General features: G+C 68.7%; 11 protein-coding genes and 1 pseudogene. 5 read left to right on the plus strand and 7 right to left on the minus strand.

Features of this window, described 5'->3' with window-relative positions; genetic code table 11:
• From ACFYVL_RS01355 to ACFYVL_RS01370, 4 genes are all read right to left on the minus strand, one after another.
• A complete protein-coding gene (locus ACFYVL_RS01355; RefSeq protein WP_389241292.1) occupies window positions 1–231 on the minus strand; it encodes a transposase in 231 nt (76 codons plus the stop codon).
• Entirely contained in the window at window positions 180–563 is a 384-nt protein-coding gene (locus ACFYVL_RS01360; RefSeq protein ID WP_389240520.1) for a transposase, read from the minus strand. Before ACFYVL_RS01360 ends, ACFYVL_RS01355 begins: the two co-directional genes overlap by 52 nt.
• 1 nt (window position 564) lies before the next feature.
• Window positions 565–1,071 (minus strand): DinB family protein, encoded by a 507-nt coding sequence (locus tag ACFYVL_RS01365; protein ID WP_389240522.1) that lies wholly within the window; start codon window positions 1,069–1,071, stop codon window positions 565–567.
• A gap of 240 nt (window positions 1,072–1,311) precedes the next feature.
• Window positions 1,312–1,941, minus strand: coding sequence for a class I SAM-dependent methyltransferase (locus tag ACFYVL_RS01370; RefSeq protein ID WP_389240524.1), 630 nt, complete (start codon window positions 1,939–1,941; stop codon window positions 1,312–1,314).
• Here ACFYVL_RS01370 and ACFYVL_RS01375 point away from each other — a divergent pair.
• From ACFYVL_RS01375 to ACFYVL_RS01385, 3 genes and pseudogenes are all read left to right on the plus strand, one after another.
• A pseudogene (locus tag ACFYVL_RS01375) lies at window positions 1,930–2,715 on the plus strand (IS5 family transposase). The gene ACFYVL_RS01370 and the pseudogene ACFYVL_RS01375 sit on opposite strands and share 12 nt — an antisense overlap.
• A 330-nt stretch (window positions 2,716–3,045) precedes the next feature.
• Window positions 3,046–3,633: a hypothetical protein gene (locus ACFYVL_RS01380; protein ID WP_389240526.1), complete on the plus strand. Its 588-nt coding sequence runs from the start codon at window positions 3,046–3,048 to the stop codon at window positions 3,631–3,633.
• 86 nt (window positions 3,634–3,719) lie between these two features.
• Entirely contained in the window at window positions 3,720–5,852 is a 2,133-nt protein-coding gene (locus ACFYVL_RS01385) for a HEAT repeat domain-containing protein (protein ID WP_389240528.1), read from the plus strand.
• Between the two features lie 293 nt (window positions 5,853–6,145).
• Here ACFYVL_RS01385 and ACFYVL_RS01390 read toward each other — a convergent pair whose 3' ends face one another.
• Window positions 6,146–7,669, minus strand: coding sequence for an alpha/beta hydrolase (locus ACFYVL_RS01390; protein ID WP_389240530.1), 1,524 nt, complete (start codon window positions 7,667–7,669; stop codon window positions 6,146–6,148).
• A 780-nt stretch (window positions 7,670–8,449) separates the two neighbouring features.
• Here ACFYVL_RS01390 and ACFYVL_RS01395 point away from each other — a divergent pair.
• Together ACFYVL_RS01395 and ACFYVL_RS01400 are read left to right on the plus strand one after the other, a co-directional pair.
• Window positions 8,450–9,112 carry a TetR/AcrR family transcriptional regulator gene (locus tag ACFYVL_RS01395; RefSeq protein ID WP_389240532.1) on the plus strand — a complete coding sequence of 221 codons (663 nt, stop codon included), beginning with the start codon at window positions 8,450–8,452 and terminating at the stop codon, window positions 9,110–9,112.
• Between the two features lie 402 nt (window positions 9,113–9,514).
• Entirely contained in the window at window positions 9,515–10,198 is a 684-nt protein-coding gene (locus ACFYVL_RS01400; protein WP_389240534.1) for a TMEM175 family protein, read from the plus strand.
• Between the two features lie 234 nt (window positions 10,199–10,432).
• Here ACFYVL_RS01400 and ACFYVL_RS01405 read toward each other — a convergent pair whose 3' ends face one another.
• Both ACFYVL_RS01405 and ACFYVL_RS01410 read right to left on the minus strand, forming a co-directional pair.
• Window positions 10,433–11,320 carry a RimK family alpha-L-glutamate ligase gene (locus ACFYVL_RS01405; RefSeq protein WP_389240536.1) on the minus strand — a complete coding sequence of 296 codons (888 nt, stop codon included), beginning with the start codon at window positions 11,318–11,320 and terminating at the stop codon, window positions 10,433–10,435.
• The gene (locus ACFYVL_RS01410; RefSeq protein WP_389241293.1) at window positions 11,317–12,096 is read right to left on the minus strand and encodes an AAA family ATPase; all 780 of its coding nucleotides are present in this window, start codon (window positions 12,094–12,096) and stop codon (window positions 11,317–11,319) included. The genes ACFYVL_RS01405 and ACFYVL_RS01410 overlap by 4 nt, the downstream gene beginning before the upstream one ends.
• Window positions 12,097–12,116: the final 20 nt, after the last annotated feature.

Here is a 12,116-nt window from a genome sequence, read left to right on the forward strand (position 1 = left end):
TTAAGCCTTGTCGGCACGGACTCGGCTGGGGCGGGTCCGTGGCCGCCCGGCACCCGGGCGGACGACGCGGACCCTTTCCAGGACAGGTTCAAACTGCGGGGAGTCACCGCGATGTCCGGCCGTGATCACGACGGACATCGGCTTCTGGCCCTGCTCGACGGCCAGGTGCAGCTTGGTGGTCAGACCGCCGCGCGAGCGCCCGAGACCGTGGCCGTCCGGTTCGACGGTGATCCCACCGGGCGGCTCGGCCTGGAGATCCCCCTTCTCCGCGCTCCGGCGGCGTACTGGTGGGCCCCGCAAACGGTGGAGTCAACGCTGAGGTCCCAGGTGAAGAGGTCCCTGGCGTCGGCCTGGACTTGCAGATCGCTGAAGAGTCGCTGCCGGGTGCCGTCCCGCTGCCAGCGCCGGAGCAGGTCGTACGACCTCGCCCAAGGCTGGCATCGCTCCGGCAAATCCCGCCCTGGGACACCGGTGCGGGTACGGAACCGTACGCCGTCGATCAGCTGCCGCACGGTCCGTATCGGCGGGCGCCCCTGCTTCTTACCTTGAGGCAGTAGCGGCACCCTAGTAGCCGGTTGTGCCGTCGAGCAGCTCGCGCAGGATGTCCAGGTGGCCGTTGTGGCGGGCCGTCTCCTCGGTGAGGTGGTGCAGGATCCAGCGCAGGTCGACGTGGAGGCCGTTGCGGATGGTTCCTTCGGCCCGCTTGTCCAGGTCGTTCTCGGCGACCAGTTCGCGGTAGCGGGCGCTCTGTTCGGCGTACTCGTCGAGCAGCTGCGAGAGCGGGAAGTCGACGGCGATCCGCATCTCGCCGTCGGGGTCCTCATCCGTCATGGGGGCCAGGTCCTCCTCACCGAGGAAGACCACCTGGAACCAGTAGTACTCGACCCAGCGGAGGTGGTTGATCACTCCGCTCATCGTCATCAGCGGCGAGCCCGGCAGGATCGCCTTGCGGGCGTTCTCCGCAGAGACGCCTTCGCACTTGGCGCGAGCGGTGCCACGTGCGTAGTCGAGAAACGTGGTGAGCTGGGTGCGCTCGTCCCACGCGGGCGGTGTGTCATCGATTCTTGTCATCGCGCGAAGCTTCCCTGATCACTGCCACCCTTGTCGAGGAATTTCAGGTCGGCCCCCCACCTGCGCCACCCAGTTCCCTGTCCGGCGGGTCGATACAGCGGTCCGTCTCCGGTGGTCCGCCCCGGCATGATCCGCCGGACAGATCTAGGGGGTGTCTGACAATTCCGGTCTGATTCAGCGAGATTCGGCTGAGCTGGCAATCAGGAGGTGCGCCGATCGGCTGGGGGGACTGGGCAGTGGCTACGAACGGCGGGCCAGTAGATGGGCGTCGAGGAAGCCCCGATCAGAGGCTGGATCGTGGAGCAGCCGGGCAAAGGAATCGAGCCCGGCATCGCCCAGCAGTTCGGCGAGGCGATCCACCGGCCAGCTGTAGGCGGGCGCCACCTTGTGGTCGAACCGGACCGGTTCTTGTCCGTCGGTCCCGAAGAAGGAGACCAGGAGCAGACCGTCCGGTGCCAGGACGCGTACCTGTTCGGCGAGCAGCTCCGGTAGCTCCCCCGGAGGGGTGTGAATCATTGAGTAGTGGGCCAGTACGCCGCCGAGCGCGCCATCCTCGATCGGCAGGGATTCCATCCGCGCCTCTTGGAAGCGCAGCGCCGGATGGGCCTGCCGGGCGTGGTCGACCATGCCGGGGGCAAGGTCTAGTCCGAAGGCGTCCAGGCCGAGTTCGTGCAGCATGGCTGTCAGATGTCCGGGCCCGCACCCGACGTCCGCTGTCCGCAGGTTGCCCGTCGCGCGCACCAGTTCGGCGAAGGTGCCGATCATGGCCCGGGAGAAAGGCTGTGTCTCCAGCCGGTTTGCGAACAGCGATGCGTACAGCTCGACGACACCGTCGTAGGCCGTCCTGGTCTCGTCCTGATGATTCGCCACGGGCAGGACTCTATAGCCGGTCTGATAATTGATCTTGTGGCAGGTCGAGGTGAGTTGACGGATGCGGCATGGAGGCGGATAGAGCCCCTTTTGCCTCAGGTGGACGGACGGGGCCGCCCGTGGCGTGATCACCGGCAGGTGGTCAACGGGGTGCTGTGGCGGCTGCGGACCGGGGCTCCGTGGCGGGATCCTCCCGACCGGTTCGGGCCGTGGCAGACCGTCTACGAGCGGTTCGCCCGCTCCGCTCGCAGGCGCGCCAGGCCCTCGGCCGCTCCCGAGGCGGACTGACCACCAAAGTCCATCTCGCCGTCGATGGCCGGGGCCTGCCCCTGTCGATTGTGCTCACGCCCGGCAACGTCAACGACGCGACGGCGTTCGGCCAGGTCCTCGACAGCATCCGCACCCCGCGCCTCGGCACCGGCCGCCCGCGCACGACACCGGACCGTGTGCTGGGTGACAAGGCGTATTCCAGCAGGGCCATCCGCCATCTGCTGAGGCGCCGGGGCATCGCTGCCACGATCCCCGAGCGCCGCGACCAGGCGGCGAACCGCCACCGACGCGGAGCCCTCGGCGGCCGGCCGCCGGCCTTCGACAAGGTCACCTACCGCGACCGCAACGTCGTCGAACGATGCTTCGCCCGCCTCAAGCAGTTCCGCGCGATCGCGACCCGGTTCGACAAGCTCGGCGACCGCTACCGTGCCGGAGTTGTCCTGGCTTCCTTGATCCTCTGGCTCCGCGAGTCCACGGGGTAATCATTTGTCAGACAGGCCATAGGACCTGTCGCTCCGGTCACGGGAGTCGGACCGGGCTGGGGCCGGCCGTCCCATGGCGGACCTTCGATGGCGGACCTTTCGATGGCTGATGCCGATTGCCGAGGTACGGGTGTGTCGGGTCCGTCCAAGAGTGGCCGCGAAACTGACCCACAGGGACGCAAGAGTCAGACGCCCAACCAGGGGCTCCCCGGCCGCACGGCCCTCCTCCGCAGCAGCTCATCCGCCCCGGCCCCGAAGGACATGGGGATTCGGAACATACGAGTTCGTAGGACTCTGCAATTGTCCGCGGCGGGACGTACCGTACGCAGGCAATAGCACTGGAGGGGAGATCATGGGCGACTGGTTTCAAACGATCGTCGACACCGAGGCCGCACCGGAAGAGGCGCAGGCTCTCGCAGGGAACATCCTCGATTGGCTGATTGCAGACGGTGTCGTCGCAGCGGAACGCACCGACTGCGTACTCGGCGCGGACGCCGGGCATCCGCCGGGGACGCGTTTCGCCGAAGCCGTCGAGGACCCCGATCCCGAGCTGGTCAATGTGTGGAGCAACGGCCTGCATGTCGCCGTAGGACGTACGGTCTTCGATGCCGGGCAGGGCGAACCCTCGGCCGTCACCTGTCCGCACTGCGCGGCGGAGACGTCCCTCGTGGACGAGTACTGGTCACCCATCGACGAGGCGTGGGACCGGTTCCGGGACGCGGTGGGTTCCTGGGCCGACGGGGACGACGAGCCCGTCGCATGCCCGTCCTGCACCCGCACAGCCCCCGTGCACACCTGGCTCTGGGCCGACGACTACTTCGCGTTCGGCCATCTCGGCTTCACCTTTTGGAACTGGCCGGTACTGCGCCCCGAGTTCGTCGCGGAGTTCTCACGCCGTCTCGGCGGCCACCGCACCGTACTGCTCGGCGGGAAGCTCTGACAGGGGGATGTTCCTGTCGTAGCTGACGGGCAGGCTCCACCGCTGCTCGCCCTTCCATTGTCAGTGCCCGGTGCCATAGTCCGCACATGACTAACGATCTTGAGCTGGACGACGTCGGCTGGGCGTCCCTGGACGACGGCGAGAACATCCCCGCCCTGTTGCGGGCCATGCGCTCGCCCGATCCCACGGCACGGCAGGCAGCACACACCGCGTACTTCCACGCGGTCAGCCACCAGGGCGACCTCTTCGACTGCACGACCGTCAGCCTGCCCTTCCTCTTCACCCTGGCCGACGACCCTACGACCCCGGACCGTGCCGAGGTCGTGGCCCTGTTGCTCGCCCTCGGGCGCTCGGCGGTCGAACGGGACGACGGCGGCCTCCGGTTCGGCGCGGACGGCAACATTGCGACGGCGTACGCGGACTGCGCGGCGATCATGCGCGCACACGCCGATGCTTTCGTCGCCTACTCGTCGGACCCGGACCCGCGGGTGCGACGGGAGGCCATGGAGGGGCTGGGGCTCTTCCTCGACGACCCCGAGCAGGCCACCGACGTCCTGCGCGACCGGCTCGGGGCCGCACAGGAGGCCGCGGAACAGTTCCTGGTCATCGAGACGATGGCAACCCTCGCCCTCCGGCTTCCCGCCGCGGAGGACACCGTCGCGGCCCGGCTCCGCGCCCTGGCCGACGACCCGACAGCGGACACAGCCATCCGGTTCGGCTCCCTCGTGCAGCAAGCACGTTGCAACCCCGAGGTCATCGGCGCCGAAACCGTAACCACGGCGATCGACCTGCTGCGCCGCCTCACCCCCGCGCCGTCACCGGAGCAGCCGAAGGGGCCCGGCGAAAGCGCCTGCGGGTCCGGGTCGGGAACCTGCCCGTGCGCAGTGGCCGAAAGGGCCGCGAAGGAACAGGCAGAGGCCGTGGCCCAAGGCACACCCCCTCACATAGCCGCCGCATTTGAGGACCTGGCCCAGCACGGCCGGGCCCACGCGGCCACCACCGCCCTGTTGCACACCTTCCACGAGGCACTTGGGTCCCGTGTGCCCGAGCGCACCGCCCTGCTCACCGAACAGCTCCGCAGCCCCCACGGCGGCACCCGGTACGACGCGATCGGCATGGCCGGGCGGCTGATCAGTTCCGCGCGGGGCGACCACTCGGCGCTCGTCCTGCTGGTGGCGGACCGCCTGAGCCCCGAGGACGCTTACACCTCCGCCGCGGCGGCCGCGTGCCTCGGAGGTCTGGGCACCGCTGCCGAACCGGCCCGCGAGGCCCTCGCCTCGTACGTCGGCACACACCGCGACGCACACGGACCTGACGTGTGGGCAGCGCCGCAGGCGCTGCTGCGCCGCGCCCACCAGGAGGCCGTCCTGGCGCTGGCACATCTCGGTGACCCACGTGCGCTGCCCTGCGTACTGGTGGGGCTGGACAGCGGTGTCGACGCCTGGCGGGCCGTGCAGGTCGCAGGCGGCATCGGCGAAGGTGCCGCACAGTTGGTCCCCCGCCTCGCGCGGTACCTCACCGGCGTCGACTTCTCGCAGGAGTGGCCAGTGACGAACCCGCACGCCCTGGCGTCCGCGCTCGGCCGACTGGGCCACCCGGGGGCCGTCCCCGCCCTGGTGCACGCGCTCACCGAGTCCGTACGTCACGAACAGTGGCGCACCGCCGTCTCGGCCATGGAGGCGCTCACCGCACTCGGCTCATCGGCAGCAGCCGCTCTCGGAGTGCTGCGGCCTCTGGCAGACGCGGAGGAACTCTCCGTGCGTACGGCCGCGACAGCGGCGCTGTGGGCACTCGAAGGCGACGCGGCGGACCTCGTCCCACGGCTGATCGAACTGCTCGACACCTACATGGCGACCGACGCGGCCGATGTGCTCGGCCGGATCGGGCCCTCAGCCGCACCCGCACTGCCGCGCCTGAGGGACATCACGGCCAGACGCCGCGAGTGGGTCCGCGTGCACGCCGCTGCCGCCCTGTGGGACGTCGGAGGAGAGAACGAGGCCGCTGTGGTCGTCGACGCCCTCCTGGCAGCGTGGGAGGAGAACGACTGCACCGCGACCTTCGTCCTGACCTGCCTGGACCGGATGGGTTCGGCGGCCGCACCCGCGCTCCCCCGCATCCACGACGAACTGTCCCGGCCCCACAACAACTCCTTCAGGAGCGCGTCCACCGATCGCGAACTGCGGCGACTGTGCCAGGCGCTCCTGAGCCGCTTGTCCTGACCGAGCAGACCCGCCCGGACGGGTGTCTCGCGTGGATCTGCGGGCGGGCCGTACGAAGGTGCCGACGACGTGGAGTCCGGCTCGGACGGCTGTGGCGGTCTTCTGGCAGCGGGTTGCCGACCGCACCGGCTCTTCAGCCGGTTGTCACAGCGTTCGACGGTGTCGCGTCGCTCGTAGGCCTCGCGGTCGGAGACGGACGGGCGCCCGCCGTGGCGGCACCCCTCTCCCCGCGTGCCTGAGCAACACGCGGTACAACGCACACCGGGCCGTGGTCCTCCGCGAACACCGCCGCGTCAAAGGCTGCAACGGGCTCCAGTGGGCGGGGATTTGAGTTCGAGGAGATATTCGCTGACGACGTCATCAACGCACTTGCTCCCGCCGAGCAGATAGGCACCGTGCTGCTTCCCGTCGACTGTGAGCAGGCTTCCGCCGAGAGCCCGTGCCAGCGCGATGCCGCCCTCGTGCGGTGTCACAGGGTCGCCGGTGACCGACACGACAAGCGTCTCGGGGAGGTCTTCGACGTCGGCGAGCCAGGGTTCGTCGCGCGTGGGCGGTGCCGGCCAAGCCTCGCATTCGTTGTGGTAGTTGCCGGCGGTGAACACGTCGAGGTCGAACATGGGGGCAACCTTCCCGATCTTGCGAGCGAGGGCGGTCTGTTCCTCCGGCGTCAGGCGGGGTGAGTCCATGCAGCGCACAGCGATGTTCTTGTCGAAGTCCATGCTGTAGGACCCGTCCGCCGTGCGGCCGTAGAAGGTGTCGCGCAGGGCGAGCATCTTGTCGGCGTTTCCTGCTTCGAGCGCGGTGAGGGCGGAGATGATGCCGGGCCAGTTCTTCTCTGCGTACAGTCCGCCACTGATGCCGAGATAGACGTCCCAGATGCTCAGCTTCCGGCCGTCGGTGGTCGGTGCTGGTGTCGCGATGATCGGCTTGACGATCTCGTGCAGGCGGGCGTTCGCGGCCGTGGGGTCGGGGCCGAGGACGCAGTCGGGCGATTTCGCGCAGTGTGCGGCGAGGTCGTCGAACCGTGCCTGCAGTCCGGTGAAGGAGGCGAGGCGTGACTCGCTCGCCGTCAGGTCGGGCGACACGGCCCCGTCGAGGACGATCGCGCGGACCTTGTCGGGGTAGGTCGCGGCGTACATGGCGCCGAGCTCCGTACCGTAGCTGTAGCCGAGGTAGGTCAGCCGGTCGTCGCCGAGCACCTGGCGCATGATGTCCATGTCGCGTACGACGTTGGTGGACCCGACATTCACGAGGTTCGCGGCACCGCCAGACCCGGTCTGGCAACGCTCTGCGAGTTCGGCCGCCTCCCCGGCGCTCGTGATGTCGTACACCGCGCCGAACCTCGGCACGTCGCCTGCGTCGTACTCCTTGTCGCTGTAGCAGTCGACGGCCGGGGTCGACGACCCGACCCCGCGAGGGTCGAAGCCGACGATGTCGAACCTTTCCGCGACGGGACTGCCCTGCCACAGTCGCAGGGTGGACGCGACGAGGCTGGTACCGGAACCTCCGGGCCCGCCCGGATTCACCAGGAGCGAGCCCTCGGGTTCGCCCGAAGCGGGGAGGCGCGTGAGCGCGATGTGTGCCCTCGCGCCCGACGGCTTGTCGTAGTCGAGGGGTACCTCGACCGAGGCGCACTGGAGCGCAGGGTCCGCGGACCGGTTGGTGTCCGTGGTGCTCGTCGTACCGTTCTCGCACTCGGCCCAGTTGAGATCTTGGCCGAGATAGGCGCCGAGATCCCTGCCGGAGTCAGGTGGAGGAGCGGCGGGGGCGTGTCCGGTGAGCAGGAGGAGGAAGGTCGCCGCGGCGGCGCCGAGCACGGTTTTGCGGTATCGGGATCGCGGATCTGAGCGCATGTGTTTCTCCTGTGTTGAGCTGCGGTCGTGCATGGGGGTGCTGTTGCGGTGGTTGAGGGAGTGTGCGAGGTCGGGGTGGTGAGGTGATGGCGGACGGGGCGGCAGCGTGGCTCGTCCGTCCGCGCGAAATCGACCGTGGTGGAGGGAACTGTGTTTCGCCCATGCCGTCAGGTCGGTGGGTGAGGGTCCGGGATGACTCGATCAGCTCAAGGTCGCTTGTGGGCAACGAACTTGAGTGGTTGAGGGGCGCGTTTCAGCAGATTCGCTGTCGGCACGGTGGCGGCGCGGGCAGAGGCAGAGAGGGTGCGTCCCGCCTCGGGGTACTGGTGGGAGGGCTGGGCGCGCCGGTGCTCGGGCGCGCGTACGTCGTACCGGTGGAGCGATACGTGTTCACACATGTGATCCACACCGGCCGTCGCCGTCGGCGCGTCAAGGCGACCGATCGAGAAACGTGTGTACTGCCGTGCGTAGGCGTGCGCGGCGCAGTGACAAGGAGGGGCGGAACGGAGGTACTGGTGAGCGCGGCTCCGGAGCCGGCTTCGCACGCTTTGCCGCATCGCCGTCGCGCCCGTGCAAGCCGTAAGGGTCCTTCCGCACCGCGCCGGCCCCCGGGGCTTTTCAGGTCGTTCATGTCTCCCCTGTCCGGGGTCGTGACGGGGCAGAGCACCGCCACGACACCTGGTTAGCATGTCCGTGCTAAATAAAGTAGCACGGGCATGCCAAAACGGGGACTAGGATGGGTGCATGCCCAAGAGAGCCAACCCAGACGTCCGCCGTGAACAGGTCGCCGACGCCGTGATCGAGGAGATCGCCGAGCACGGGATCCGCTCGGTGACCCTCGCCCGGATCTCCGCACGCACAGGCCTGGCCATCGGGAGCATCCGGCACTATTTCGGCGACACCGTCCGCGAAGTCATGCGCTTCACGCTGGGCGTCCTCATGCAGCGCGCCGCAGGCCGCGCCACGACCATGTCCGACGACCCGGTGGCGCGGATCGTGGATGTGATCGCATTCGCCGCTCCGACCAGTGAGCAGGAGCGCCGGGAGAACATCGCTCTCGTCGAATACCGTGTCATGGCTCGCACGGACGAGGAGCTGGCGACCGACATCGCTGCCACGTCCCTCGCAGGCGCGGGGGTGATCCGCTCGTTGCTGCGCGATGCGCTGGCCGACCGGACGATCGACGAGGACGCGCTGCGCCGCGAGGCGCTCCTGCTGTTCGCCCTGGTAGAGGGCTTTTCGTTGAGTTCGGCGCTGCTCTCCGCCCCGTTGCACGAGGCCGACATCCGTGCCGTCGTGACGGCGTCCCTGCAACGTCTGCGCGACGCACTCCCCCCTTCCGGGGAAGCCCTGGAGGAAGTGGGTGGAACTCCTGGGGCCAACGAGGAATCACGGGAACACCTCTGACGCGCTCGCGCTGGTACTCGGGAAGCGGAGCAACGTCGAGAGGCTCGCTCGGCCTGGGGGATTTGCCTGCGTCGTGGGCGTGCCGGGGCCGCCATCCGCGTACGGCACAACCTCTTCGCTCATCTGACCGGGCCGCCAATGCCCCATGGCCCCATGGCCTCATGGCCCCATGGCCTCATGGCCTCATGGCCTCATGGCCTCATGGCCTCATGGCCTCATGGCCTCATGCGACGCCGGTGAGCCAGTACCCCCTTCCGGCTCAACCCGCTCGTCCCGCAGGCCCCGCACCAGGGGCTTGTGCCCTGGAACGGCACCCCGGTCAGACCCGCCTCCTCGCCCTCGGCCGAAGCACTCCCTAACATCGCCAGCAGAGCCTTCACCCTTGGGAGCTTGGGAGCGCGGATGAACAGCGGTACTCGCCCGGAGCCTGGGCTTTCTCCCGAAAGGCTCGTCTTCTTCACGGACGCGCTCTTCGCGATCGCCATGACACTGCTCGCAGTCGAACTGGAACGCCCCCACGCGAAGGAGTTGGCGTCGGCTCGCGCATTGGGCCACTTCCTGGTGGAACAACGCGGCTCCTACCTGGCCTTCGTGCTGGCGTTCGTCCTGCTCTGGTCGGTGTGGCGCCGCCATCACAAACTGATGGACGAGGTCGTCGTGCTGTCGAAGTCCTTCGTGGGCTGGCACGCACCGTTCCTGCTGCTGGTCGCGTTCCTGCCGTTTCCGACAGCGGTCATGGGCACCTCCATCACCAACCCCTTGGCACAGACCCTGTTCGCCGGAACGATGGCCGCGATGCTCCTGTGCGAGGCCGTCATCAAGGAGATCGCCGCCGGCTCGGGCCTGATCGACGGAGACCCCGCACTCATCCGTCGCCACGCCAACGGGTCCTGGGCGGTGGGTGCGTGGTTCCTGCTCAGCGCCGGTCTCGCCTGGCTGGTCTCGTACGCCTTCGTCCTGTGGTTCGTCGCCCCGCTGGCGGCTACGTACGGTGGTGCGCTCATCTCCCGTCTGCGCGCCTCCCGCCCGGAACGACATGAACCGCCCGGGGCGCCAGCGCCTCGCGGATCGAAGAGGAAGGAATAGGAGGAACGAAGAGGAGGGGGAAGAAGAGGACGAGGAACAGGCAGGTACGCAGCGGCTGTTGCGGCCCGCTGCCTCGCCCGCGTCCTCGTGCTCCGCACCCCGGGCGGCAGCGCGGTCAGTACGCGGTTCTCGACCGGCGTCCGGCGGATCACGGCGATCCAGTTCGCTTACGCCAGACCTGATGTTCGGCGAGGTGCTGGCCGCGGGGCCGCGTCCTTTGGCAGCTGTCCGCCGTCACCTGGGCACTGCGGGTGCCCGACGTTGCAGTGGAACGCCGCCCTCGCTGCGTCCGTGCCGAAGGTTTGACGATTTGCGGTTCTGGGCCAGCCCCAGGACCGCCCGCGCCACCCGCACTGCCGCGTCAGGCACTTGGCGGAAGCTCGGGAAGTCGTTCACATCGACGACCACGGGGCCTTCGGGGCCCAGCAGCACGTCGATCCCGTACAGGTCCAGGCCGAACACCGACCCGACCTCGGCGGCTATGTCGGCGATCTCCTTCGACAGCGGAATGCCCCGTTCACGTACAGTGCGCTCGGGGTGCAGGGGGGAGTTGCGCTCCGTCGCGAACAGTTCGCCGCCGACCGCGTAGACCTTGATGTCGGTCCCCGAGTTCGGCACGTACGGCTGGGCGATGAGCATGCCCTCGCCCGCGAGCAGGGGGAGCTTCTCCTCCAGTTGTGCCGGCGAAAGGACCAGGTGCACGGCTCGTCCGGAGCTGCCGTCGGCAGGCTTGACGACGAGGGGGAAATCCGCGTCCGGGACCTCGCGGAGCAGTTCGGGTGAAGCCGCGGCGTACGTGCGCGGCAGTGGAAGCCCGCTGTGCGCGCCGATGGCGGCTGCCAGTGCCTTGTCCCGTACGCCGCGGATTGAACGGGCGTCATTGATCGTGGTCACCCCCGCGGCGGCCGCTGCTTCGAGCAGGACCAGTCCCGGCCCTCCCGAGACCGTTTTGAGGACCCAGGCATCGTGGATGCCGGCCTCCACTGCCCCGGTCATGCGAAGCAGCGAGCCACCTGGCCGTATGACGTCCACTTCGTGGCCCCAGGAGATCAGCTGCCGGATCACCTCGTTGGGCATGCCGTCGTGGCGGTAGCACTCCTCCAGCAGGAAGCAGAGCCTCATCGGGCGTCACCCGCTGTCTGCCGGGAGTCGACCGATCCGGCCGGGCGTGCTGGGGTGTCGGCCACGGCCGGCCCACGCGGGCCGGGAGCCTCGAATCCGACGACTGTTGCACGTTCCCTTGAGGAGCGATCGAACAGGACCAAGGACGTCAGCCCCAACTCGGCCAGGATGTCTGGCTGGTTGAGATTCACCAGCAGCTTCATCAGCCCTCGTTGGTGAACGGAGAAGACTCTCCGTGAGACGAAGCGCTGGCGGGCATGCTGTCCTGACAGCGCCTCCAGAGGGCCGACGTCGAGCATCACCATGTGCAGGGGCCGGGTGGCGTGTTGTGCGCGGCGGGCCAGCCATCGGCGCATCCAGACCCTGCTCCCACAGTCGTGGATGAGCAGGGGGCCGGTGCCTCGCATTTCACGGTCCGTCCACCGCATGTGCTGGAGACGGGCCCACGGCCGGTACACGGCGTAGGGAAGCCACGACGGCATCCGGGCCTCATAGGCGGTACGGGTTTTACGGGGATCAATGACCGTGGCGGCACGGGACCACCGGTGCAGGAGGGTGCTCTTCCCGCTGCCGGGAAGTCCCGCGACGACGACCGTCGCGTTGCGCGGGTAGGAGAGCCGTATGTCCGGCCCGGATGTCCCTCGGAAGTCGAGGATTCCCTGGGGGCTTATTCGGAACGGAAGCTCCCTCTCGTCGCCGCGGTTCGGTTCGTACGTCCCGGGCAGGGCGAGGCCGGTGGCCGGCAGGCCTGGAGACGTCGTACCGCCCGGTCGCATCCTCTGGGAGTGCCCGGTGC

The organism is Streptomyces sp. NPDC004111, from assembly GCF_042874215.1.
In the GTDB taxonomy this organism is placed as follows: Bacteria; Actinomycetota; Actinomycetes; order Streptomycetales; family Streptomycetaceae; genus Streptomyces.

Coding starts and splice junctions, on each gene's coding strand:
- ACFYVL_RS01365 (WP_389240522.1), bottom strand. CDS start 1,071: ATGACAAGAATCGATGACACACCGCCCGCGTGGGACGAGCGCACCCAG.
- ACFYVL_RS01380 (WP_389240526.1), top strand. CDS start 3,046: ATGGGCGACTGGTTTCAAACGATCGTCGACACCGAGGCCGCACCGGAA.
- ACFYVL_RS01385 (WP_389240528.1), top strand. CDS start 3,720: ATGACTAACGATCTTGAGCTGGACGACGTCGGCTGGGCGTCCCTGGAC.
- ACFYVL_RS01395 (WP_389240532.1), top strand. CDS start 8,450: ATGCCCAAGAGAGCCAACCCAGACGTCCGCCGTGAACAGGTCGCCGAC.
- ACFYVL_RS01400 (WP_389240534.1), top strand. CDS start 9,515: ATGAACAGCGGTACTCGCCCGGAGCCTGGGCTTTCTCCCGAAAGGCTC.
- ACFYVL_RS01405 (WP_389240536.1), bottom strand. CDS start 11,320: ATGAGGCTCTGCTTCCTGCTGGAGGAGTGCTACCGCCACGACGGCATG.
- ACFYVL_RS01410 (WP_389241293.1), bottom strand. CDS start 12,096: ATGCGACCGGGCGGTACGACGTCTCCAGGCCTGCCGGCCACCGGCCTC.